17 protein-coding genes are annotated in these 24,062 nt (G+C 69.3%); 15 read left to right on the forward strand and 2 right to left on the reverse strand.

What is annotated here, in order from left to right; all coding sequences use genetic code 11:
- The first annotated feature begins 10 nt into the window (after positions 1 to 10).
- The 14 genes from B0293_RS30950 to B0293_RS31015 are packed head-to-tail and all read left to right on the forward strand — an operon-like array spanning position 11 to position 18,345.
- On the forward strand, positions 11 to 1,204 hold the full coding sequence (locus tag B0293_RS30950) for a phage late control D family protein (RefSeq protein ID WP_005160023.1): 1,194 nt from the start codon (positions 11 to 13) through the stop codon (positions 1,202 to 1,204).
- Positions 1,201 to 1,833 (forward strand): phage baseplate assembly protein V, encoded by a 633-nt coding sequence (locus B0293_RS30955; RefSeq protein ID WP_039918757.1) that lies wholly within the window; start codon positions 1,201 to 1,203, stop codon positions 1,831 to 1,833. Before B0293_RS30950 ends, B0293_RS30955 begins: the two co-directional genes overlap by 4 nt.
- Entirely contained in the window at positions 1,830 to 2,234 is a 405-nt protein-coding gene (locus B0293_RS30960) for a GPW/gp25 family protein (RefSeq protein WP_005160026.1), read from the forward strand. The genes B0293_RS30955 and B0293_RS30960 overlap by 4 nt, the downstream gene beginning before the upstream one ends.
- Positions 2,231 to 4,144, forward strand: a complete 1,914-nt coding sequence (locus tag B0293_RS30965) for a baseplate J/gp47 family protein (RefSeq protein ID WP_005160028.1) — start codon at positions 2,231 to 2,233, stop codon at positions 4,142 to 4,144. The genes B0293_RS30960 and B0293_RS30965 overlap by 4 nt, the downstream gene beginning before the upstream one ends.
- Positions 4,141 to 6,174 (forward strand): putative baseplate assembly protein, encoded by a 2,034-nt coding sequence (locus tag B0293_RS30970; protein WP_005160032.1) that lies wholly within the window; start codon positions 4,141 to 4,143, stop codon positions 6,172 to 6,174. The genes B0293_RS30965 and B0293_RS30970 overlap by 4 nt, the downstream gene beginning before the upstream one ends.
- Positions 6,171 to 8,096, forward strand: a complete 1,926-nt coding sequence (locus tag B0293_RS30975) for a phage tail protein (protein WP_005160034.1) — start codon at positions 6,171 to 6,173, stop codon at positions 8,094 to 8,096. Before B0293_RS30970 ends, B0293_RS30975 begins: the two co-directional genes overlap by 4 nt.
- Positions 8,097 to 8,111: 15 nt before the next feature.
- Positions 8,112 to 9,341, forward strand: coding sequence for a hypothetical protein (locus B0293_RS30980; protein ID WP_005160039.1), 1,230 nt, complete (start codon positions 8,112 to 8,114; stop codon positions 9,339 to 9,341).
- Positions 9,338 to 11,311: a coiled-coil domain-containing protein gene (locus B0293_RS30985; protein WP_005160042.1), complete on the forward strand. Its 1,974-nt coding sequence runs from the start codon at positions 9,338 to 9,340 to the stop codon at positions 11,309 to 11,311. Before B0293_RS30980 ends, B0293_RS30985 begins: the two co-directional genes overlap by 4 nt.
- Positions 11,308 to 12,438 carry a hypothetical protein gene (locus B0293_RS30990; RefSeq protein WP_005160044.1) on the forward strand — a complete coding sequence of 377 codons (1,131 nt, stop codon included), beginning with the start codon at positions 11,308 to 11,310 and terminating at the stop codon, positions 12,436 to 12,438. The genes B0293_RS30985 and B0293_RS30990 overlap by 4 nt, the downstream gene beginning before the upstream one ends.
- Before the next feature lie 2 nt (positions 12,439 to 12,440).
- Positions 12,441 to 12,965 carry a hypothetical protein gene (locus tag B0293_RS30995; protein ID WP_005160047.1) on the forward strand — a complete coding sequence of 175 codons (525 nt, stop codon included), beginning with the start codon at positions 12,441 to 12,443 and terminating at the stop codon, positions 12,963 to 12,965.
- The gene (locus B0293_RS31000) at positions 12,962 to 14,623 is read left to right on the forward strand and encodes a hypothetical protein (RefSeq protein WP_005160050.1); all 1,662 of its coding nucleotides are present in this window, start codon (positions 12,962 to 12,964) and stop codon (positions 14,621 to 14,623) included. Before B0293_RS30995 ends, B0293_RS31000 begins: the two co-directional genes overlap by 4 nt.
- Complete coding sequence (locus tag B0293_RS31005) at positions 14,616 to 16,703, forward strand: ATP-binding protein (protein ID WP_209437303.1); 2,088 nt, start codon at positions 14,616 to 14,618, stop codon at positions 16,701 to 16,703. The genes B0293_RS31000 and B0293_RS31005 overlap by 8 nt, the downstream gene beginning before the upstream one ends.
- Positions 16,696 to 16,992 (forward strand): hypothetical protein, encoded by a 297-nt coding sequence (locus tag B0293_RS31010; protein WP_005160055.1) that lies wholly within the window; start codon positions 16,696 to 16,698, stop codon positions 16,990 to 16,992. The genes B0293_RS31005 and B0293_RS31010 overlap by 8 nt, the downstream gene beginning before the upstream one ends.
- Before the next feature lie 48 nt (positions 16,993 to 17,040).
- The gene (locus B0293_RS31015) at positions 17,041 to 18,345 is read left to right on the forward strand and encodes a DUF4241 domain-containing protein (protein ID WP_143254676.1); all 1,305 of its coding nucleotides are present in this window, start codon (positions 17,041 to 17,043) and stop codon (positions 18,343 to 18,345) included.
- 13 nt (positions 18,346 to 18,358) lie between these two features.
- Here the strand turns inward: B0293_RS31015 and B0293_RS31020 are convergent, their stop codons facing one another.
- A complete protein-coding gene (locus tag B0293_RS31020; RefSeq protein WP_005160060.1) occupies positions 18,359 to 22,054 on the reverse strand; it encodes a hypothetical protein in 3,696 nt (1,231 codons plus the stop codon).
- 140 nt (positions 22,055 to 22,194) lie between these two features.
- Between B0293_RS31020 and B0293_RS31025 the strand changes: the two genes are divergently transcribed.
- A complete protein-coding gene (locus tag B0293_RS31025; protein WP_245191989.1) occupies positions 22,195 to 23,199 on the forward strand; it encodes a class I SAM-dependent methyltransferase in 1,005 nt (334 codons plus the stop codon).
- Here the strand turns inward: B0293_RS31025 and B0293_RS31030 are convergent.
- Positions 23,120 to 24,052 carry an ornithine cyclodeaminase family protein gene (locus tag B0293_RS31030; RefSeq protein WP_005160068.1) on the reverse strand — a complete coding sequence of 311 codons (933 nt, stop codon included), beginning with the start codon at positions 24,050 to 24,052 and terminating at the stop codon, positions 23,120 to 23,122. The two genes, B0293_RS31025 and B0293_RS31030, sit on opposite strands and share 80 nt — an antisense overlap.
- Positions 24,053 to 24,062: the final 10 nt, after the last annotated feature.

Consider the following 24,062-nt stretch of genomic DNA (forward strand, 5'->3'; position numbering starts at 1 on the left):
GGAGTGTGCGATGACAGCGCCCGCGGGCACGAAGCCCGAGATCGCCGACCCGGACGGCTACGCCCCCGAGTTCGAGGTGGTCGTCGAGGGTCTCCAGGCCGATCCGACGACCAAGAACGACATCCTCGACATCAAGGTGCACCGGGACATCGACGAGATGTCCGGCTTCGATCTGGAGCTGAACAACTGGGACGACGTCACGCTCAAGTTCAAGCACAGTGACTCGGACAAGCTGAAGATCGGCACGCGGGTCTCCGTCCGGCTCGGCTACGCGGACAAGCTGCTGACCGTCGGCACGGGGACGATCAGCTCGCTCGCCCCCAAGTTCCCCGACGGCGCGTCGCCGACGGTCTCCATCACGTGCGTGGACGGGATGCTCGCGCTCAAGGATCGCAAGCCCACCAAGGAAGAGGACAAGAACTTCGTCCGGAAGACGGACTGGGAGATCGCCGAGCAGATCGCCCGGCGCAACAAGCTGGCGGTCAAGACGACCCGCGAGGGGCCGAGGCACGACCTCGTGGTGCAGAAGAACCAGACCGACGCGCAGTTCCTGATGGAACGGGCGAAGCGGATCGACTTCGACTGCTACATCCTGCCGGATCCGAAGACGGGTGAGCAGACGCTCTATTTCGTCAAACCCACCGACGGTCGCGACAGCCGTCCGATCCGGCTGTTCCGCCTCGCGTACAGCCCGGGGCTCGCCACCGGTCCCAGCGGGCAGCCGCCGGGGCTGGTGCCCAACCTCCTCGACTTCACGCCGACGCTGACGGTGTCCAACCAGGTCAGCAAGCTCACCGTGCACGGCTGGGATCCGGTGAAGGCGCAGCCGATCGAGTACGTCGCGACCTCGAAGGACCTGCCAGGCGGGCAGAACACGGCCGAGGGCCAGAGCGGACCGGAGGCGGCGGAGAGCGCCGCGGGCGGCCGTCAAGAGGTGATCGTGGACGCTCCGGTCCTCAGCCAGGAGGAGGCCAAGGAACTGGCCGTCGCGCTGCTGCGGGAGCGGGCGTACGAGTTCATCACCGCGACCGGCCGGGTGGCCGGGCTGCCGGAGCTGCGGCCGGGGGACAACCTGGAGATCTTTGGTCTGGGCAAGCGGTTCTCCGGCAGCTACTTCGTCAAACGGGTCGAGCACACGCTCAACACGAGCGGCTTCTTCACCACGTTCACCGGCCGGAGGATCTTCCAGGGGGACAAGCGATGACTATCAGGCCGCGCGCCATGTCGAGCGACCAGCGCTACTACGGTGTCGTGCCGGCCGAGGTCGTCCAGAACGACGGGGACGACGAAGGCCGGGTGAAGGTCAAGTACTACTGGCTGGACGGCGGCGCGTCCATCAGCCCGTGGGTCCGGGTCAGCCAGCTCTACGCGGGTGGCGGTTACGGCTCGCTGTTCGTGCCCGAGGTCGGCGACGAGGTGCTGGTCGCCTTCTTCCAGGGCGACATGCGGCAGCCGTACGTCCTCGGCGGGCTCTACAACGGCAAGAAGAAGCCGCCGACCGCGCACAGCGAGGGACGCGACCAGAAGGTCATCCGTACCAAGGCCGGGCACCGGATCCTCTTCGACGACAAGGCGAAGGAGATCACGATCAACACCTCGGCGGGCGCGAAGGTGGTGCTCAAGGACAGCGGGGAGATCACGGTCGAGGCCAAGACGGTGACCGTGAAATCCAGCGGCATCGACCTCGGCGGTGGTTCGACCGAGCCCGTCGTGCTCGGCAACGCGCTCCTGCAGGCCTTCATCCAGCACACCCATCCGGCGCCGGGTGGCGTCACCGGTCCCGCGACGCCGCTGCCGCCGTCCGTGCTCGCGAAGAAGGTGAAGGCGACGTGACCGAACCCTTCCTCGGCACCGGCTGGCGGTTCCCGATCCTGCCCGACGAGGCGGGCCGTCTCGCCTACGCCGTCGGCGAGACCAGCATCGAGCACTGCCTGCGTGCGCTGCTGCTCACCGCCACGGGCGAACGCGTGATGCGGCCGGACCTCGGCACCACGGTGAGCGAGTCGGTGTTCGCGCCCGGCAGCGCGCAGAACCTGCGCGACCTCGAACGGTCGATCGCCGAAGCAGTGCGCACCTTCGAACCTCGGGTGGAGCTTTCCAGCGTCCTCGCCGAGACCGACCCGGCCGACGAATCCCGCGTCACGATCTCGGTCGAGTACCGGATCCGGCGCACCAACACCAAGGCCAACCTGGTGTTCCCGTTCTACCTAGGGCTGACGGGAACCACGCCATGACCGTTCCGGCGCCGAAGCTCGACGACCTGACCTGGGCCGATCTGATGTCGGCCGTCACCCGCCGCATCCCGGCCGAGTCGGACGGAACGTGGACTCTGCACGCGCCCGTCGATCCCGGCATCACCCTGCTGGAGCTGTTCGCGTACCTGTTGGAGCAGCGGCTCTACTGGCTGGACCAGGCTCCGGACGAACTCGTCGTCGCGATCCTGAACCTGCTGGACCTGGAACCGCCGCAGCCCGCGCAGTCGGCATCGACCGTTCTCGCGTTGACCACCGACGAGGAAACACCGACGGCGGCCCCCGCGGGGACCGTCTTCGCCCGCGATCCGGCCGCGGCCATCAGGTTCACCGTCGACGACGACGTCGTCGTCTTCCCGCTGTCGGGCGAGGTGACGGTGTTCACCGACCGCGACCGGACGGCGGACCTGCTGGCCCGCCGCGGGGTTCCGCTGCTGGGCAGCGACGGATCCGCCGCTTCGGCGCGGTTCACCCTGCCGTTCACCGGTGCGTACTCCACGTCCGACTGGCTGTCGCTGTTGTTCGAGCTCGACTCGCCGGTGGCACCGTCCTGGTCGTCGTCGGCCGTCGCCGATGTCCGCCCGCCCGCCGAACTGAGCTGGTCCTGGTTCCGGCCCGACACCGAGATTTCGGGCGTTTTCGAGGAAGTCCAGGACGGAACCGGTGGACTGCGGCGGTCCGGGGTGGTGCGTCTGCGACCACCGGCCGGATGGTCCACAGTGGACCGTGGGCTGCTCGTGTCCACCGCGGCCGCGACCTACGCGTCGTCGCCGCGGCTGTTGGGGCTGGCGGTCAACGTGTCGGCCGCCCGGCACCTCGAGAAGCGCACGGTGACCGACCTGGCGGATCAGGCCGAGCGCTGGCTGAAGCTGCCCGGCCAGCGGCTCGTCCTGCCCGATGCCGCGGACCGGCTGCTCGCCGCGACGCTGCGCCTCGCCGGGGAAGACTGGAAATCGGTGCTGGACTTCACCTTCGGCACCTCCCGGGACCAGGTCTTCCTGCTGGACCGGGACGACGGCGCGCTCGTGTTCGGCGACGGGCTCACCGGCCGGATCCCTCGTCCGACCGCGGACGTGCAGGTCGAGTACACCATCGGCGGCGGTCGCGACGGAAACGGCGGTCTGACCGGCAACTGGCTGCCCGTCGACATCGCCCTCCCAGTGCGTGCCGCGAACCTTGTCCAGGCCGACGGCGGCGCGGACCCGGAGACCGTGGCCCAGGCACGCGACCGGGCCGCAGGTGCGCTCGGCGAGGTGACCAGGGCCGTCACCCCCGACGACTACGTCACCCTCGCGGTGACGACTCCCGGCGTCGCGGTCGGCAGGGCCTACGCCTCGGTTGGCGAACACCCGGGCTTCCCCTGCGCGCGCGTGCCCGGCGCCGTTTCCGTGCACATCGTCCCGACCGTGCCTCGCGAGGACTTCGCGGCCCCGGACTTCGTGGCGGCGCCCGTGCCGGACCCGGGCATGCTGCACGCCGTCGCGCGACGGCTCGGCGAGACCCGCCTCCTGACGGCGGAGGTCTTCGTGCGCGCCCCGGCCTATCGCGAGGTCAGGCTGCGGGTCGACCTGGCAGGCACGCCCGCGGACCGGGTCAAGGTGTCCACTGTGGTCGGTGAGGCGCTGCGCCGGTTCCTCGATCCGTTGCTCGGCGGGGACGACGGGACGGGCTGGCCGTTCGGCGAAGCGCTGCGGCCGTCGGCGTTGCTGCGGGCCGCGCAAGAGGCACTCGGCGACCTGGCCGACGTCGCCGCGGTCGCGATCGGCGTCGACGGCGCGGACCCGGCGGAGACCTGCGACGACGTACCCCTGCGAGCGGGCGAACTGCCTGTGGTGCGGGAGATCCGCACGCAGGTCGTGCCCGCGGCCGAGCCGGGGGAGGGCTTGCTGTGACCGACGTCTGGTGGGCGCGCGATTCGGGCGAAGAAGCGCACCTGGTCCCCGGTCCGGGGCCGTCCGGGGTTCAGCCGGAGCTCGTCGACTCGACGAGAGAAGCCGTCCGCAAGGCGGTCCGCGACCGCATCCCCGGCTACACCCCGGACTGGACGAACCCCGACCGGCAGGACGCCGGTGTCGCCTCGGTGCGGCTCTTCGGCACGCAGGCCGAACCCGTGCTCATCCGGGTCAACCGGCTGCCGGAAAAGATCCTCGCCGAACACCTGAACACCGCGGGCGTCCGTCGCCGTCCCGCCACCGCGGCGGCCGCGCTACTCGAGTTCACCGTGAACCCGCCTGACGGCGCGTCAGTCCTCGTCCCCGCCGGTTTCCAGGCCGCCGCGACCGGCACCGACGGCGACATCGTCTATGAGACCGACCTCGACCTGTACGCGACTCCGGCGACACTGGCCGCGATCGCGGTGCAGCGAGGCGGCGCGCTCGAACCGATCCCGCCGGGGCCGAACGGGCCCGGCCGCCCGTTCCCTCCGTTCGGGGCCGAACCCCGGCCGGGCAACGCGCTGTGGCTGGGTCTGGACGGCATCGCGAGCCCGTATCCGTCGCTGTCGCTGGGTTTCGTGGTGGCGGCCGCGCCGCCGGTTCCCGCGACCGCCGGCGGGGTCGCTCCGTCGGCGGCCCAGCCGTTGCTGCGCTGGGATGTCCTGGACGGCGGCCGGTTCCGGCCAGCCGAGGTCGTCCGCGACGAGACGGCCGGGTTGCGGTCAAGCGGCACGATCGAGCTGCGGCCGCCGCGGACGTGGGCGCCCGGCAGCCCGCCGACGGCGCGGCCGGGGCCGGCACTGCGGTGGCTGCGGCTGCAGGTCGTGCAGGGCCTTTTCGAGGTCCCTCCGCCGCTCGTTTCGGGACTGCGGCTGAACATGGTCGCGGCCACGGCCGCACGCACGATCTTCGACGAGCCCTTGGAGCCGATCCAGGACCCCGCCACGCCGGCCGAGCGGCGGCGGCTGCGGCTGAGCCAGGTCCCGATCCTCGCGGGCAGCGTCGTGATCGAGGTCGACGACGACCCCGGTATCGACCTGTTCGGGACGACGGAGGAGACCGCGTCGCCGTGGCAGGAAGTGCCGAGCCTGGCCGCCTACGGCCCGGCGGACCGGGTGTTCGTCGTCGACTACGACACCGGTGTGGTCACCTTCGGCGACGGCGTCAACGGCGCGCCCGTGCCGCCGGGCTTCCGCAACGTCCGTGCCGTGCGGTACCGCGTCGGCGGTGGCGCGGCGGGGGTGGTGGCGGCCGGCGCGGTCAACGGTGTGGTCACCGCGCGGCCGTTCGTGACCGGCGTGAACAACCCGTTCCCCGCCACCGGCGGTGCGGACGCCGAGCCGGACGAGGAGGTGACGCGGCGTGGGGTGGAGGAGTTGCGTGCCCGCGGCCGGGCCGTCGCACCCGCCGACTACGGTCTGCTGGCCCTCCGCGCGCCGGGCGCCTCGATCGCCCGTGCGCACGGCGTGCCGGGTCTGCATCCGGACTTCCCCGGCACGCCCATCCCCGGTGTCGTCGGAGTCCTCGTGGTGCCGCCGATCGAGGTCGGCGCCACGGAACCACCGGTGCCCTCCGCGGCCACATTGCGCGCCGTGGCCGACTACCTCGCCCACGAGGTCACGCCCGCCGGGATCACCGTTGTGACCGGCCCGGTCGCGTACCGGCGGATCGGCGTCGAGGCACGGGTGGTGCTCGACCCCGGCCAGGATCGGGCCGCCGTCCTCGCGCGGGCGGAGGACGCGGTGACCACCTACCTGGACCCGTTGCGGGGCGGGGAGAACGGCGGAGGCTGGCCGTTCGGCGGCGCGGTACGGCACACCCCGCTCGTGCGACGGCTCCTGGCCGTGGACGGCGTCCTCGCGGTGTCCGGGCTCTCTCTCACCGCCGGCGGACTGCGGCTGCGGCCGTGCGCCGACCACGCGATCCCGCCGAACGACCTGGTCTGGCCGGACCGGCCGCTGCTGATCCCGGTGGAGGAATCCCCATGACGTGCGCTCCCACGAACGTCACGTTCCGGCTCCTCGACGACGTCGTCGGGTGGGACGAAGCCGCCGTGACCGATCTCGTCGGGTTCGCCGACCCGGCTGGCGTCCGGCTGGCCCACCCCGGCCCTTCGCCGGAGGGGCCGACGCGGACCGACCTGCTGCCGTGGTTCCCCGACCCGCGTCTCGCGCCGGGCTGCCGTCCGTGCGCGTGGTACCTGCTGAGCGGCGATCAGGTGCTGAGACGGGACATCTGTACGGGTGACTGGTCACCGCTCTGGCCCCCGTACTGTGACCCCCGGCTGCTGCGCGCACCGACCGCCGTGGCCGCGCGAGGTCATCGGATCGCGGTGGTCGACTCCGGCCGGGTTTTCGTCTGGCGCAACGAAGGCGACCACCTGACCGCGGTGATCCGGCTTCCGCGCGCCAGGATCGTCGCACTCGCTCAGGACGAGCAGATCCTCGTCTCCTATGACGGCAGCGACCGGCTTCGGAGATACGGTCCCGACGGGCGACTGTGCGAGGTCATCCGCACCGGCGTCGGCGGCGAGATCATCGGGATCCGCACCGGACCCGGCCGCACGATCTGGCTGCTGACAGAGGAAGACGGCCGGTTGCGGATCTTCCGCGGCCGTCACCGGTTCCGCGAGTCCACAGTGGACGAACTGGCCGCGGCGCTGCGGCCGAGCGGTCTCGTCGCGGCGGACGAGGACGGTTTCTGCCTAAGGGAAAAGGGACCGGACGGCGAGGTGACCTCCTGCTACGACTGGGAAGGGCGGCCGCGCGAGGCACCAGGACCGGAATCCGGCCAGTACGTCACGCGGGGCGAGGTCACCACGAAGCCGATCGACAGTGGCATCTCACGCTGCCGCTGGCACCGGGTCCGCCTGGACGCGGACGTGCCGGCTGGGACGGCGGTGTCCGTCGCGATCGTGGTGTCCGAGGACGGTCTGTTCGCCGAAAGCGACTGGCAGACAGCGACGGCGGGCGCCACCGACTTCCTCGTGGACCAGCCACCAGGCCGCTTCCTCACCGCTCGGGTGCGGCTTTCCGGTGACTCGTCGGCGACACCGGTGCTGCACCGGATCCGGCTCGACTTCCCCCGGTCCACCAGCGCCGATCTGCTTCCCGCGGCATTCCGGCAGGACCCGGCAGCGGACGACTTCACCGAGCGGTTCCTGACCCTGTTCGACGCGTCCACCGCCGAGATCGACCGGGTCATCGAGCGTTATCCCGCCCTGCTCGACCCGGCGGGCGTGCCGGACGGGGCATTGCCGTGGCTGGCGGGATTGCTCGGTTTGGCGTTCGAGGCGGGCTGGAACGCGGAGACGCGCCGGAAGCTGATCAGGGCGGCGCCCAGCCTCTACCGGCGACGCGGCACTCCCTGCGCGCTCGCGGAGGCGATCGAGATCGTCTTCGGCGTCAAGCCGGTGATCGAAGAACTGGCCGGAGACCGCCACTGGGCTCAGGTGCGCGCGACAGCGTCGCCGTCGACCGCCCGCGGCCTCGGCTCCGTGCGACTGTTCGGCCGCTCGTCGTCGCGGTTGCGGCTGGACACCTCGACGTTGGGCGCGGCGCCGCTGCGGGCGTTCGGTGATCCGGACACCGACCCTCTCACCGAGCACGCCCACCGGTTCCGGGTCCTGCTGCCCGCGGTGGCGGCCGACGAGGACGCGTTGCGGCGTTTGGTGGTCCGGCAGGCGCCCGCGCACACGCGCGGGTCGGTGCGCGCCGCCGGATCCGGATTCGTGGTCGGCAGCCGTTCGACCGTCGGGGTGGACACCGCGTTCGTCCCGCTGCCGCCGCCCGTGCTGGGCGGGGTGCGCCTGAACCACGACGGAGTACTGAGGCCAGGGCCGCGAGGCGCCCGCCACGGGGTGAGCGTCGGCGTGATGTCCGCGGTCGGGGTCCACACGCGAGTGTCTTGAGAGGACAGAAGAGAGATGACCGAGGCAACATCACTGCCGGCGACCGAGACGTCAGAGCACGAAGGAACCGGCCAACCGCCCTTCCGCAGGCTGCGGTACTTCAACGGCCAGCTGCTCTCCGCCCGCGACTTCCAGCGAGAGCAGGAGTACTTCCGCGAGAAGCTGAAGCTGCGGATGCGCTGCCTGCTCGGCTACGGCGTGGTCTGCGGGCTGCTCGTCGAGCCCGCTCCGGCGGAAGAGGGAAAGACCGAAGACGACAAAGGCCATCAGGCCAAGGTCCGCATCACCGCAGGGCTCGGCATCGACTGCGAGGGCAACGAGGTGCTCGTCCCCGGCAGCTGTGTCATCGACCTGGCGGCCGCGCTGCACGAAGAGGAACGCACCGGCGGCACGACGGTCTGGGTCGGCGTCGAGTACTGCGAACGCGCCGTCGAGCCGACCAGGACCGTCTTCAACTCGGCCTGCGCGGACACCTCGGACTGCGATTTCGGCTACACGGAGGAGAGTTACGCCGTCCGTGTCACCACCAAGACACCGCCGAAGGACGACCGCTGCGAGACGTGCTGCACCCGGTGCGAGCACAAGGTCCTGTGGCTGGCCAGGATCGACGACGTCGACTTCGCCCGCCCGGTCCGTCAGGAGCAGATCCACCTGAACGTCCGCCGCTTCTTCGGCACGCGCGTGCCGACGGTGATCACCGGCATCAACTGGCGGCACGGCCACACCTACACCGTGGACGAGGCCAAGGAACTGCTCGGCACGCAGAAGAACACGGGCGGTCTCGTCGTCGAGTTCTCCGACGACGTCCGCGTCGACAGCCTGCGCCGCGGCGTGGTGGAGATCCAGGTGATCGAAGGCGGCGCCGGCCGCAACGCCGACACCTGGTACATGGGCGGCAGATTCGAGGAACCGACCGGCGGCGAGTTCACCCGGCGCTTCCGGTACCGGCAGACGACCCGCGAGACCCTGCAGGACAGCGACCGCGTGCACATCACGGTCCGCGCGGCGTTCATCCTCGATCGCTGCTGCCGTCCGGTCGACGGCACCAACGTCGGCGGCCGGGTCCCGTTCACCGGCAAGGCGAAGAGCGAGACGGACACCGACCACGGTCACGACCCGAAGCCCGAGCCCGACCCGACCGGCTGCCTGGTGCCGCCGTCGGGCATCGGGCCGTGGACGTCCGGCACCGGCGCGGGCGGCGACGTCTTCGAGAGCTGGTTCTTCATCACCGAGGAGCGTTCATGAGCACGTCTGATTGCGGGTGCGGCTGTGGCGGGGAGTCCGCCTTCCCCGCCGCGTTCGTCCGGCCGCGGTTCTTCGCGGGTCAGCTGCTCACGGAGGACGACCTCACCCTGCTGACCGACTACGTCGCCGGGAAGGACCGGCTGCACAACCGGACACTGTTCGGCCCGGGTGTCGTGTGCGGTCTGGAGGTGCTTTGCGACTCGTGCCCCGGCGGGACGGTCAGCGTCCGCCCCGGGCACGCCCTCGACTGCTGCGGTAACGACATCGTGCTGTCCTGCAAGGAGAAGGTCGACGTGGCCGCGCTCGTGCGGGAACTGCGGGTGACCTCGCCGGGAGTCCACTGCGGTGATCCGTGCGACGACGACCAGCGCCATTTCGGGCTGTTCGTGCGGTATGAGGAGATCATGGCCGACCCGGTCGCGCCGTACGCCACCGAGGAACCGTGTCCGACGCCGGGCTGCGCGCCGTCACGTGTCCAGGAGGGTTTCCGGTTCGTCGTCAAATGCGACACCACCGACGACCACCGGTACAACCCCGCCACCAAGCTCCTGGCGCGGATCGGCGGCAAGGAAGCCTACGAACAGATCCTCCTGCTGAGCAGGCGGCTCGCGCGCTACCTGGACCCGATGTCCGTCGCCGGTCGATTCTCCACCCGGACGCTCAAGTTCGACGAAGCGGACGCCGTCCGTTACACCGACAATCTCCGGTTGCTGCAGGAAAGCGGCGAGGGCGTTCCGAAGCCACCTGAGGCCCGGCAGCAGACGGAGTACGTGCGGGCACTGGCCAGTGCGATCGCGCGGTACGACACCTACGACGAGGCAGGGCAGAAGGAACTCCAGGAGAAGTTCAAACTCAAGGAGATCGACGCCGCCAGGAAGGTGCTCGGGACGGCCTGCGACCGGCTGGCCGGGACCAAACCCGAGGAAGTGTGGCCGGAACCGGCGCACCGTCAGGTCGCGCTGGCCGTCGTGGCGGAGGCGAAGAACCGGGTCGCGACCCCGGATCCGAACGCTCCCATCGAGGTCCGCCTCGTCGCCCAGAGCGCTCCGCTGGACAACGTGCTGGAGGCGCGGTTCCGGGCCGACCTCGTGCGGATCCGGGACTGGCTGCTCGGCAGGCTCGATCGGGTGCACGGCGTCGCGGACTGCCTCCTGCACGACGACGTCCGCAAGGTCGCCATCCCGCAGCCGCTGCCCATCCCGCAGCCGGATCCCGCCAAGCACCTGTCGGTCGCGGATCTGGGGTTGCTCACGACAGCGGCCGGACAGCTGACCACGTGCGTGCAGCGTTTCGTCACCGACGCGGCGTGCTCGACGCTGAACCCGCCGTGCGTCGAATGCGCGGACAACGACGTGCTCCTCGCGCATCTGGAGCTGGACGGCTGCGACGTCGTGCGCGTCTGCTCGGCGACCCGGGAGCAGGTGCTTCCGGGTGGCTCGGCGTACGGCGAATGGCTGCCCAAGCTCTACCAGCTGCGCCATCTCGCCGAGCAGGTGTGCTGTCAGCCGACGCCGGTGTACAAGCCGCCGGACGTGCCCGCGTCCGGACCGATCCCACGCCCGTACGTGCCCGGGCTGCTCGAAGAGTGGGGCGGCCGGAGCCCGCTGGATCGGATGTGGAACCTCCTGGTGACCCCGGCACCGGGGGAGACCGTGCCGAAACCCGTCCGCGAGCAGGTGTACACGGTGCCCGCCGAGGTGACGGACAGCCTGCAGGAGATGAACGCGCTGCGCGCACAGGTCAGCGACCTGATCGCGACCGTGGAGTCGCTGCGGGGGAAGCTGGACACCGCCTCGGAGCAGGTTTCGCAGGTGCGGGACGAGCTGCCGGAACGCCTGTCCGACCGGCTGTCGGAGCTCGAAAGCGCCCCGGAACCGGAGACCGAGGAGAAACCACCCGCGAAACGCACCCGGTCGACATCGAGCCGGAGCAGCTCCACCCGCAAGCCGCGATCGGGTGAGTCGTCGTGACCGGTCCGCTGCGCCCGGAGTTCCACGAGGGTCAGGTGCTCGCCTCCTTCGACCTCGCTGCGACCGTTTCGTATGCCCGCGCGACGGCTCTCCGGCACGCGCGCCTCGCGCACGACTGGGGTATCGCCGACGGACTCGCCATGACGACCGAGAACCGGACCGACCCGACCACCGGCGCCCGGTACGTCGAGGTGAGCGTGCAGCCGGGGCTGGCGATCGACGGGACTGGCCGGGAGATCGTGGTCCCGGCGCCGGTCGTGTTGTCGGAGGCGGACTTCGAGGCCGTCAACGGCGCGGACCGCCCGACGACCGAGCCGTATCCGGTGTTCCTGACCGCCGTGGACCGGGCGCAGCCGTCGACCGGCCTTGGGTCGTGCGCCGGCTCCACCGGGCCGACCCGCGTGGAGGAGTCCTATCAGATCCTCTTCCGGCGGCTGGGGGACGAGCGGCTCGTCGCCGACCAGCAACCGCCCGCGGTGAACGCCGCTCCGGCCGCGCCGCCCGTGTTGTGGCTGGTGCTGCTGGGCTTCGTCCAATGGACCGATGGCCACTTCACCGCGGTGTTCCCGAACGCCCGGGGCGTCGGCCCGCGATACCTCGGGGTGCGCGCGGACACCGTGTCGGCCCGATCGGGCTCACTGTCGTTGCGGACCCAGCCGGAGGCGGGCGAGGGCAAACCCGCGCTGGTGCTGTCCGGAACGACCGCGCCGACGCTGGTTTACGGGCTCTACAAAGGAACCGGTGATGTCGATCCGTTGCTGACGGTGGAGTCCAACGGGAACCTGACCATCGCGGGGAGCTTCTCCGGCCAGATCTCCGCGGGCAGCGTGCTGGTGACCTCCGGCAGCGCGACCGACGGGATGGTGCTGCCGTTGCCGTCCGGGGTGACACCTGAAGAGGTCGCCGACGGCCGGGTGTCCTTGCACGTCTCGGTGACCCCGCGGGTACCGCCGTCCGCCAAAGGGCTCACCGTCCCGGCCGAAGCCACTGTGGACGATCAGCGGCGCGTCCGGTGCCGTCTGCGGTTCTACGACCCCGCCGCCGGTTCGACGACCGTGAAGGAACGGTCGGGCGCGGTCGACTTCCTGGTGCTGGCGACGGTCGCGGCGACGAGTGGTGGAGGGTGAGGATGAGCGTCTTCGCGGTGTACGAGTCGAGCACCGGCAACGTGGTCGGTGCGGCCAAGGCGATCGGCATCCCGGTGCCGACGGCGCAAGCGCTGGTCGGCGACGCACTGCCGGTGCGGCTTTCGCTCGGAACGGGCGAGGTCGTGACCTTGTCCCTGCGTGGCAGGGAACTCGCCTTGCACGAGGCCGACGACCAGCCGGAGGTGTTCGTCGAGCCGCTGGCCTACGGAGTCACGCGGGTACTGGGTCAGCCACCCAAACCGGCGCTGGCGAAACTGCCGGTACTGCCCGAGGCGCCTACCTTCGACACTGTCGGGCTGCTCGTCAAGCTTCCGAAGAATCCGGCTGAGGACACCGCCGTGTTCGCGCTGGTTTCCGAGGGGCAGGAGACGCTGCCGCTGACCGGGACCATCCGGAAGGAAACCGACCACGTGTCGCTGCCGGTCACGGTGACCGCGGGAGCGCACGCCGTCCTGCTGCTGGTGGCGGGCTGGGCAGGCCGGCTCGAGGAGGTCAAGAAGCCTTGAGCGCACCCACCGTCGGCGAGATCACTGTGCGCCAGTGCGTCGTGCGGGTGATCCGGCGCGGCGGGTGGAGCTGGGGACCTGATCCGCGAGGTCTCGTCCAGCGGGTACTCGACGCGCTGCCGGATCTGCTGGCCGCCGAGTTCGACGAGCACCTGACCGGCGACGGACCGGACCTGGAGATCACCGAGCCCGTGCTGCTGACGGTCCGGCTCGCCGCGCTCGCGGGACTTGGGCGGTCGTCGGCCGTTCTCTCCCTTGAACGGGCCGTGGTGGACGGCGGTGGTCCGGCGCCCGAACCGATTCCGCTGTCCACATCGACCGAGTCCGAGGCCAGACCGTCCACTTCGGACACAGTTGGTACGTCGTCGCTCTATTCCGCCTCTGACCTGGTGGAGAGCCCGGATCCGTCGGTGACCACATTGTTCGAGGAGCTGTCGGCGCGGGATGAACTGGTCGCGTTGCTCGCGCTGCTTCCCGACGAAACGGTGTGGGTGTATCTGACCGCGTTGGCCGGAGAATCGGCGTTCCCGCCCACTTCGGATCCGATCGAGGGGCCGGTCGTCGAGACGATGGCGGAGCTGGCTCGCAGGCCGGCGCTTCCGGAGCCGCCGTCGACGCGCGCGGAGCTCGCCGAGATGGTGAAATCCCCGCAGGGAGAGCTGTCGTCGTCGGTGCCGGTCGGCGAAGACGTCTCAGAAGGCACCCGCGTGACCACCACGACGAGGTCGTCGGAAGAGACGAGAGCCGGTCCCGTGCTCCCGTTTCTGCTGGCCGGACCCCTTGCCAGAACCGGCTATCTGGACGCGATCGGCCCGGCGCTGTCCGGAGTGCGGCTGGCCGAAGACGCCTCGCTGTTCGCCGCGGCGCTGGCGTACAAGGTCCTCGGGCGCACAGCCGCGGCTGCGATGTTCGCCGGTCTGGAGACCGTGCCGGACCTGACCGGGTTCGCCCGCCTGGTCCGTCCCGCTTTGCCGGTGCTGGACGGTGTACTCGCGCTGTCGTTGTGCCGGGGCCACGACCCTGCGGACCCGCTGCTCGTCACCGGCGTGGACGACGGCCTGCTGCTGGTCGACGCTCAGGGCCTGTTCCCGATCGCGTGGGCCCCTGACGCGAACGGCCTGATGCCGCACTGGACGGCGTGCGGCGAGCCGCCGGTCCTGGTCTGCGACAGTCCGCTCCCGCCGACCTGCCTGCGCGACCTGGCCTCGGCGGGCGTTCGCTTCATCACGGATGTCCTTCCCCTGCGGGAGGATCCTCTGACCCGCCTGCCCGGTCGGCGTCCACTGTGGACAACGGGTGGGGTGGAGACCCGGCTGGCCGCCGAACTTCCCGCCGCCCGCCTGGACGACCTCGTGCGGGCGCTGTTCGTACCGTTGCTGCCGGCTCGCGAACTGGAGCGCACTGTGGCGCTGGCGGCGTCGCTGGCCCTGGGCATGATCGCCTGGCAGCTGTGGCGGGAACGTGAGCCCCCTGATCCGGTCCTCACCCTGACGAGATTCGCCGACCTGGAGGGCACTGTCCGGTTCACCCGCGACGTGGTGCACGTGAAGCTCCCCTTGGGGCGCCGTCACACGGATCTGTGGCGGGGCGGTGCGCTCGCCGACGTGCCGAACGTGGTCTGGCTGGGTGGCCGGACCCTGACCTTCTCCGGTGGCTGAGGTGAGCGGTCTCGCGGTCGAGCACCTCCGGGTGCGCATGGCGGAACTCCACCAGGCGCTGCGCGGTGCGGTCGCCCGCCAGTCCGAAGTCGCGGCGCTGCTGACCCGACCGGACCTGACGCCGTTCTGCGTGACGGACGAGCAGGTGGACACGTTGCTGGATCGCGTCGACGCGTTCACCGAGGCGATGACCGAGCCACCGTCCACGCCAGGCCGGGACCCGGAGTCGGAGCAGCACCTCCGACGCCTGGCCGCGTCGCGCGGCGTGACGTTGCCGCTGGACGCCCTCGCCGCCCGCTACGGCCTGTCCCGGGTCGAGCAGGCCGCGCTTCTCCTGGTGGCCGCGCCGGAACTCGATCCGGGCTACGAGCGCGTCTACGCCTATGTGGTCGACAACCTGAACCGGCGGGCGCCGTGCGTCGAGCTGCTCGTCACCGTGGTCGCAGATACCCCGGCGGACCGCCTCGCTCTGCGCCGGACGCTCGGGGGCACAGGAACGTTGCGGCGCTACGGGCTGCTGCGAGCGTACGGCGAGGCGCCGACGGAACTCGCCCAGGAGCTGGCCCTCGGCGACGGAGTGTTCGAGTACTTGATGGGCTGGGGCGGTGACGTCGGAATCCTCGGCCAGGATCCGGGTGAGGTCGTCCAGCCGGACCGGCAGGTGACGTCGCCGTATCTGCGATCGGAGCGCCTGGGAAGGCTCGGTCAGGCGCTGGGTGCCGGCGACCTGGACGTGGTCGGGCTTTGGGGATGCCCGCCCGACAGCCAGCTCGATGCCGCGCAGGCACTGGCGGCGGCGGCCGGTCGGCCACTGCGTCGCCAGACCGCGGACATGGCGCACGACCTGCGGACCGCCGCGGCTCTCGGCGCGGTCCTCTGGATCCGGACCGACGGCCGGACGACTCCGCTCGACGAAGTGTTGACGAGATCGAGTGTGCCGTTGTGCCTCACCGGCACGAGCCCGTCGCGGCCGCACGGCCTGCTGGCGGCTCGCACGTACGCGGAGCTGACCATCCCCAGCCCGGGTTTCCCGGAACGCCGGGAGATGTGGTCGTCGGCGTTCCCTGTGTTGCCTTCGGAGGCGCTGGAGGACTTCGCGGCCCGCTATCGCATGAGCGGTGGCGAACTCCGTGCCGTCGCGGCCGTCGCCGACGCGGACGCACGGTTGTCCGGCAACGGCCACCCCGTCACCGAGCACGTGGAGCCCGCGATCGCGACGGTGGCCCGTGGTCGCACGAGCAGTGCGGTGCAGTCGATCCTCCCGCGCCGCACGCTGGCCGACCTGGTGCTGCCGGACGCGCAGATGGGTCAGCTCACGGAGATCGCGTCGGCGTTCCGCGCGTGGCCGCGAGTCGCGGAGTCCTGGGGCTTCGCGCACAAGACGGCGGCAGGTGGGGTGAAGGCGCTGTTCACCGGCGAGCCGGGCACGGGCAAGACGATGTCGGCGGAGGTCGTCACCGGCATCCTGGGCCTGGAGCTGCTCAAGGTCGACCTGGCGCAGGTGGTGTCGAAATGGGTGGGGGAGACCGAGAAGAACATGGAGGAGGTGTTCCGGCAGGCGGAGGACTGCCATGCGGTTCTGCTGTTCGACGAGGCGGACGCGCTCTTCGGCAAACGCGGCGAGGTCAAGCAGGGGACGGACCGCTACGCCAACCTGGAGGTCGGCTACCTGTTGCAGCGCTTGGAGGCCAGCGACGGGTTGATCATCCTGACGAGCAACCTGAAGGAGAACATCGACCCGGCTTTCACCCGCCGTTTCCACTTCGTGGTCCATTTCCCCCGGCCGGGCGTCGCCGAACGCAGGCGCCTGTGGCAGCTGGCGTTCCCGCCGGAGGCCCCGCTGGCTGCGGACGTGGACCTGGAGACGTTGTGCCGGCTGGACATGACGGGCGCAGGCATCACCTCGGCGGCCCGTTCGGCGGCGCTGTCCGCCGCCGACAGCGACAGCTCCGCGATCGGCATGCGGCACGTGGTGCGGGGCGTGTCGCGGCAGTTCCACCGCGAGGCGCGCTTGTTCCGCCCGGCCGAGCTGGGCCGGTATGCTGAATTGCTGGCCGACAACGGAGAGCGCGATGCCTGAACTGATGCCCCCGCAGACGAAGCCCGCCATTCCGGTGACCGCCCAAGAGCTCCGCACCGCCGCGGCTTCGGATCGGGGCAAGAAGAAGCTGGTGCTGGTCCCGGCCGTCGTCGGGAACGCCCAGGCCGCCAAGACGGCGATGGACGGCAGCTCGAAGACAGTGCCGTCGCACGTCGCTTCGACGTTCGCCGCGGGTCAGGACCGGGTCGGGAACGCGGCTGTCGCGGGCGCCGCGATGCGGGTGGTCCCGATGGCGGTGCCTGTGAAGGAGAGCCGCCCAGGGCGGTAGAGTGCTGCCGCACTGCCTGGCGATCTGGTGTCCCTCAGGGGGTTTGAAGTGCTGGTCGAACAGTTCGACGTGGTCTACTGCGAAGGCTGGGACCCAGCCGCACAAGCGATCGCAGGTCCCATCCAGCCCGCTGAAGCTTCCAGGCGCGACGCTGCCGGGGATCAGTACGCCGTCGTGGTTCTGGCCGGTTCGGATCCCAGGGCACTCATCGAGATTTCGTGGCGACACCATTCTTGCTCTGTCTGGGGATTCGACGAACGAGGTCGACGGGTGCTCAAACGTGACTTCCGTCGGATCGATGGCAAACGGGTTCTTCTGGTGGAGCAGCTCGAGTGGAACTACTCCGAACCCGACGAATCCGAATTCGGCTCAGGGGTGCCGAAGACGATTACGCGACTTCAGCGCGGCCGGTTCGGCGACACGATGGTGATCAGAACCGACCAAGGAGAGCGTAGCGAGGACGCATCTCTGCCGGTACTCACTCGTGACCTGCCGGACTTCGGCGATTGGCGAGAACTTCTCTTTGCGGGTGATTCCGAGGATGAGGCCGGTGTCGCGCGGATGTCTCCGGGCGACGATCCGTTTGCCATGTTGGCGCACATATCCGGCGCTGAAGGTATCTGGCGAGTGAAGCCCGTACTTCCACAACGCAAGTCCGACGTTCGCCTCGTCGAGCGGTTTCCACCGCCGAGCCGCCACACGGAGGCGGCGGCCACGCTGTGGTCTCCACCGCGCCCCATGCAGCCGGATCCACGAGTCCTCGACCTGACCGGCCCGAAAGCGTCACTGATGCTTCGGAGTGAAATTTCGGTCGTGGAGTCCCATACCGCAGGAATGTTGCGGATGCCGACCGGGCAAGTCATGGCGGGTGCTCCCGATGACTACTTTCTCGGCCAACGCGAGCCCTACACGGTATCGGTTCCACCGGGCTCTTACGAATTCGTGCTCCGAGTGGCTCATGGAGCGAACATGGACCCTCGGGTGGCCGCAGCCGGGTTCGTGATCCGGAAAGAACGCGTGGCGTCATGGGAACTCGCAGTAGTGCCGGGTGAGGACCCGAGGCTGCTGCGTGATAGCGAAGCCTATTGCTTCGGTGTCGACGGTGGCACAGCGTGTTTCGCGGACGCCTCTGTCACTGAGTGGATCGCCTCGTTGTGGCGCGACGACGAGGCCCCTCCTCGGCAGACACAGGTCGCGGGCGTCCGGATGTCCGACGCCGAAGACCAGGAGTCCGGCGCGAATGTCATCGCGTTCAGCAGCGGATGGGGTGACGGGTGCTATCCGGTATGGATCGGCCGTACCGACGGCGGCAGCGTCGCATGTTTCGTCGCGGACATGCGATTGTCCGACTGACCTGCGCCCCGTGTCACGGTGGCGGGATGTTGTTCGAGATGGTCCACGACGAACCGGGTTTGGGTACTCGGTTCAGCGGTCCCGGCGTTGCCGTGATGGTGAGTACGATTTCGGACCTGAGGAGATAGTAGGCGAGGCCGCGCAGGATGTGCTGCTGCTGAGCGGCAGCGCGAGGAGGGCCACCCATCGCGCGGTTGATTTCCGCCGAGGACGGCCGATGTGCCCGTGCGATGTCGAACAGCTGCTCGGCCGCGTCCGGTGCGACGGGCGGATAAGCTGACACGAGCCATGTCTGGAACGCCGTCGCGTCCGAGAACTGGTGATTCACCTGCGCCACGTATACGACCTGGTTGGAAACGTCGCCGGTGTAGATGAAGTCGGCGGCTTCCCGTTCGGGCTTCTTCATCGCCGTGTTCGCGGGCACTGTCAGCGGAGACAGGTTGCGACGGTCGGTTCCCGAACCGCCGAGGAGGTTGGCCAGCAGGTGACCACGTTGAAGCGTACCGACACCGGGAATGTCGATCCCAGGGATGTGACCACCGGCAGGTGAGCCACGTCCTTCGGATGCCCTGCTCAACGGGTTGCCGGAATAGCCGGTCGCCCGGCCGAAACCATCGAGTGACGACGGCACGGGATTGTGCAGCGGACGTCTGAACGTCAGTCCGGGGATCTGGAACTTCACACCGATTTCGCTGATCATCTCGCTGAGATCGTTCAGCCAGCCGTTCAACTGCCGGTCGCGATGAGGAGATGCCGGAAGGCCCGCGTAGTCGGTCACTATCTTCGTCGCCTTGCCTTCGACCTTGTCCAACGCGTTGTTCAGCTCGCCACCCCAGGTCTGTTCCCGGGGATACCGCGACTTCAGTGCATTGTTCGCGAGCTGACGAAGCACTTTCATCTTGACCCGTATCGCGTCGAACCCTTCGCTCGCCATGAAGATCTTGACGCGTTTGCCCTGAATACGAGCCTGAAGAACGTGTGATTCGGTGCCGACCCTGGTCGACTGTTCGACGCTGTGCGGTGGTACCTCTTCCTTGTCCTTAGCGGAAGGATCTTCTTTCTTGTCGCCGGGCTTCTTCGTGTCCTTCGTCGGCTTCTTCTTGCCGAACTTGTCCTTGAGCTTCTTCCCCGCGGCCTTGGCCTTGTCCGCGATCTTCTTCGCGAGGGACTTGACCTTGGCCCAGACCTTCTTCACCAGTCCGACGATCTTGTCGATCACCCAGTCGATGGCCTTGTTGACCGGTTTGGCGATCTTCTGGAAGACCTCCTTGACCTTCCCGGCGATACCACCGATCCCGAGAATCGCCGCCAGCGCGCCGATCAGCACGGGGATCGACCGGGCCAGCGCCTTCTCGACCAGGCCGGCCACGCCACCGGCGCCGCCCTTCGCGATCGCGATGACCGCGTCCAGGACGGTGTTGACGAACTCGATGATCTGGCGGCCGTTCGTCACGATGAACCGGATGATGTCGATGATCATCTTGCAGGCGCGGATGAACGCCGACGCGGGATTGAACAGCGAGATGATCCACGTGATGCCCGCCATCACGATCGTCGGCAGCAGGTAGGACACCAGGTTGTCGATGAGGTTCTTCTTCAGGTCGCCGACCCGGGACTTGAGGTCGTCCCACAGCGCTCGCACCCCGCGTCTTCGGACTTCGAGAATGATCGGGAGGGCGGCCTTGCCCGCCTCGATGGCGGCCATGGCCTCCTTCGGCACCTTCCGCGCGATCCGGGCGAGGAGGTTGGCGCCGGAAAGCCCCAGCAGGCTGGCGATCAGCACGAGGATGCTGACGATGTCGAAGCTCTTCGGCAGTTCGATGCCCGCCGTCGCCGCGGTGCCCAGCAGCCAGGACAGGACGCCTTGCTGGAGATGCGCGAGGGCGTTGTTCTTGAACTGCTTGAGGCCGCCGCCGACCGCGGACACCAGGTTGCCCAGGAAGCCGATCGGGTCCTTCAGGATGCCCAGCACGGCCTGCGCGGCCTTGGCGAGCACTCCGAGCAACAGGTCCTTGAGTTCGAGGATCGTCTTGATGACGCCCTTGACGGCGTCCAGGGCCTTGTCGACCAGCCCCTTGTTCTTTTCCTTCTCCTCCGCGATCTCGGCGTCGACCGCCTTGACGGCGTCGGTGTACTTCGTGGCGAGCGTGTCGACCAGTTCGGTGCTCTTGTCGTCGACCGACTGGGTCAGCTCGTCGAACTTGTCGGCGAACCCGGCGGCCGCCTGCTTGCCGATCGCCTGGAGGTCCTTCGGCAGCTTCTTGACCTCGGCCTGGAGTTCTTCCCGGCCCTTGGCGATGCGCTGCTTCGCCCTCGTCAGCTCGCGGCCGATCGTGTCCGCGACGGCCGAGATGACCTTGCGCATCTGCTTGACGTAGTTTTCGCGAGCTTCGACGAAGATCTGGTCCGCTTCCTTGGGCAGACCGAGCAACTTGTCGCGGCCCCATCTGATCAGGCCCCAGGCACCGCTGTAGCGGCGATCCTTGTACTCGTCCATTTTCCGCCGGTGTTCGGCGGTGAACGCGTCCCGGGCCTCCTTCTCGCCCTTGGTGAACTGGTCGTCGACGAGTTTGTCCAGGCCGGTGAGGATGCCCTCCACGTCGGTCTTCATGGTGTCGAAGACCTTTTGGAGGGTGGCCGTCACCAGCGCGCGTTTTTCCTCGTCGGTGAGCTTCGTATCCGCCTTCCCGCCGCCGACCTCGTCGCCGGTGCGCTTCCGCCGTTTGGCGATCGCGCCCATGGCGGCGGCGCCGAAACGCCCGGCCTGCGCGGTGGTCTGGCGCAGGTGCTTCGACTCGTTCGCCCGGAGTTCCGGCGGAGTCGCCTCCGAATGCTGTTCCGCGCCCTTCTTGTCCTTGAGCGCCGCGCCGAACGCCGGCTCGTTCGACTTCTTGAGCTGCGTCTCGGTGACCTGGGCGTCGGTCATCTCCCGGTCGACCTTGGCGGGACCCGCGGACAGGTCGGTGGCCGAAGCCGGGAGTTTGTCCGGTGTCGCCTTGGCCGGGTCGGGCGTGGCCGGAGTGCCCGGCGGCCGGTCGGCCGCCATGGGCACGACCTGTTTGACCTCGGCGGCGGAGGTGTCCGGGGGTGCGGCGGTGGTGTCGGCGATCTGCTCCGCCGAGTCCGACTTTCCCTCGCCGACCTTCCCCGCCACCTCGGCCTTGACTTCGGCGGGCTTACCCGATTCGGCGAACTCGTCGGCCTGTTCGAGGTTTTTCGGCGCCTTTTCGGCGATGGCCTTCTCGACGGCTTTGACGAACGCTTCCTTGTCGAAGTCCTTCGGCTTCGCTTCGTTCATCTTCTCGGCGTTGGCCGTCTTGCCCTGCGCCACCTCGTCGTCCTTGGGCGGGACGGACGCGCTCTGTGCCGAGGTCGCTTCCTTGGCCGCCGGGGGGTGGGAGCGGGCGACCGTGCGTTTCTTGTGTGCGATGTCCTTTTTCAGCACCGCGAACTTCGGATCGGCCCCGGGACCTCTGGCCAGACCCGCGGCCACCGCGCCGTTGCCGACCTTGTCCTGCGAGTCCTTCTGGGACGGGTCCGCCGTCGGTTTCTTGTCGCCTGCTCGCAACGCGGCCAGCGCAGCGGCGTTGGACGGCGGCAGCCGATCCGGCTTCCGTTTCGGTGGGCGCTCTTGCAGCCCCACCGGTGACTTGGTCTGCGCCGTCGTCACCGTGGGGAGCTTCGCGCGAGCCCTCGGTGGCGGTGGCATGGGACAGCTCTCCTCCTGCGACGGGCGCCCTCGGACAGCGTCGCAGCCCGCCGTCACCAGGGCGTCGCGGAAGCGTCCTCGGTGCGTGCGGGCGATAATCGGCACGCTATTTTTCGAGAGCGGAGACGGGGCCGAACACGATGTCCACGAGGCAAGACGGAGACACCTGGGACCTGGCGTCCAGTGTCGGCGCGACCGCCACCATGGCCGCGGCGGCCAGGGCGATGGCGACGCGTGACGATCCTTCTCTGATCGACGACCCGTTCGCCGAGCCGCTTGTCCGCGCGGTGGGCGTCGATCTCCTCACCCGGCTGGCGGCCGGTGAAGCCGCGGCAGGCGAACTGGTGGAGCAGCTCTGGATCGACGTCGCCAAGATTCGGACCAAGTTCTACGACGAGTTCTTCCTCGGCGCGACGAACGCGGGAATCACGCAGGTCGTGATCCTGGCGTCGGGCCTGGATTCCCGGGCCTACCGGCTTCCTTGGCCCGCCGGGCCCGTGGTGTACGAACTCGACCAGCCAGAGGTCATCGAGTTCAAAACCCGAACACTGGCGGAGTTGGGCGCGGAGCCCACGGCCGACCGGAGGGCGGTCGCGGCCGATCTGCGTGAAGACTGGCCCGCTGCGCTGCGCGCCGCCGGTTTCGACCCGGCCCGGCCGACGGCGTGGAGTGCCGAGGGGCTGCTGGGTTACCTTCCGCCCGAGGCGCAGGACAGCTTGCTGGACACCATCACCGAGCTCAGCGCGCCGGGAAGCCGGGCGGCCACCGAAAGCAAGCCCAATCCGCGGCCAGGCGAGGAGGACAGGACGAAGGAGCGTCTGGACCGCATCTCCGAACGCTGGCGCGAGCAGAATCTCGACACCGACATGACCCGGCTGCGCTACTTCGGCGAACGCAACGAAGCCGCGCCGTACCTGACCGGACTCGGTTGGACGCTGGACGCGGCCAGCATCCGCGAGTTGTTCGACGCCAACGGTCTTCCGCCCTTGGAGGACGACGGGATGCGTTTGGGGGACACGCTCTACGTCAACGGCACCCTGGGGAAGACCGCGGAGTGGGTCCTGTTTACCGCGCTTGGTCGAGAAAGGTCTGAGCGAGCAGGCTGGCGATGGCCCAGTCCTGCATCGCCACCCCGACGCTCTTGAAGACCGTCCGGCCGGTCCGTTTTCCCATCCCTGCGGCTAAGGCGTCGCCGAGTTCGACGAGGTCGTCCTCGATGATGGCTCCCGAACCGAGCGCGTGGATGATCTCCCCGGCCTCTTCGAGGATCGCTTCGCGCTCATCGATCACGACGGTCGCGTCGGCGAGCAGTTCGTCGGGGAGTTCCCGCATGGTCGGGCGGAAGGCGCCGATGGCGTTGACGTGGGCGTTTTCGGTCAGTGAAGTGGGGGAGAACAGTGGCGTCGAGGACGTGGTCGCGCAGCAGACGATGTCCATGTCACGGACTGCCTCGTCGGCGTCAGCGACGGCGATGACGGTGTCTATCCGCAATTCGGCACCGAGGGCCTCGGCGAGCGCGTCCGCGCGTTCGAGGCTGTGGTCGACGACCCTGAGTTCGGTCAGCGGCCGCACCGCGTGCACGGCCCGGACCTGATCGGCCGCCTGCCCGCCGGCGCCGATGAGGGTGCAGGTCCTGGCCTCGGCCGGGGCGAGCAGATCGGTCGCGACGCCGGCGACCGCGCCGGTCCGGATGCGGGTCACCTCGGTGGCGTCGGCGACGAGATGACGTCCGTGGCCGAGTTCGCTCCAGACGACCGTCCCGACGATCGCCGGGACGCGATCACTGAAGTTCAGGCTCAACGTCTTGATCATCGCCGAGGCGGTCGGGCGATGGTGCGTCGACATCACGAGGAACGCACCGTCGCGCAACACGGTCCTTGTCGGCATCTCGAACTCGCCGCGTCGCAGCGCGAGAAACCCGCTTCGCACCGCGTCGATCGCCGCGGGCATCGAGACGGCGGAACGGATCTCCTCCGGACCGACGGTGACGACGTCCATGAAGTCCTCC

The organism is Amycolatopsis azurea DSM 43854, assembly GCF_001995215.1.
Taxonomy (GTDB): domain Bacteria; phylum Actinomycetota; class Actinomycetes; order Mycobacteriales; family Pseudonocardiaceae; genus Amycolatopsis; species Amycolatopsis azurea.

Excerpts from the sequence above, each read along its gene's own strand:
- B0293_RS30955 (WP_039918757.1), top strand. The coding sequence starts at position 1,201 with ATGACTATCAGGCCGCGCGCCATGTCGAGCGACCAGCGCTACTACGGT.
- B0293_RS31020 (WP_005160060.1), bottom strand. The coding sequence starts at position 22,054 with ATGCCACCGCCACCGAGGGCTCGCGCGAAGCTCCCCACGGTGACGACG.
- B0293_RS31010 (WP_005160055.1), top strand. The coding sequence starts at position 16,696 with ATGCCTGAACTGATGCCCCCGCAGACGAAGCCCGCCATTCCGGTGACC.
- B0293_RS30985 (WP_005160042.1), top strand. The coding sequence starts at position 9,338 with ATGAGCACGTCTGATTGCGGGTGCGGCTGTGGCGGGGAGTCCGCCTTC.
- B0293_RS31030 (WP_005160068.1), bottom strand. The coding sequence starts at position 24,052 with ATGGACGTCGTCACCGTCGGTCCGGAGGAGATCCGTTCCGCCGTCTCG.
- B0293_RS30995 (WP_005160047.1), top strand. The coding sequence starts at position 12,441 with ATGAGCGTCTTCGCGGTGTACGAGTCGAGCACCGGCAACGTGGTCGGT.
- B0293_RS31025 (WP_245191989.1), top strand. The coding sequence starts at position 22,195 with ATGTCCACGAGGCAAGACGGAGACACCTGGGACCTGGCGTCCAGTGTC.
- B0293_RS30950 (WP_005160023.1), top strand. The coding sequence starts at position 11 with ATGACAGCGCCCGCGGGCACGAAGCCCGAGATCGCCGACCCGGACGGC.
- B0293_RS30975 (WP_005160034.1), top strand. The coding sequence starts at position 6,171 with ATGACGTGCGCTCCCACGAACGTCACGTTCCGGCTCCTCGACGACGTC.
- B0293_RS30980 (WP_005160039.1), top strand. The coding sequence starts at position 8,112 with ATGACCGAGGCAACATCACTGCCGGCGACCGAGACGTCAGAGCACGAA.
- B0293_RS30965 (WP_005160028.1), top strand. The coding sequence starts at position 2,231 with ATGACCGTTCCGGCGCCGAAGCTCGACGACCTGACCTGGGCCGATCTG.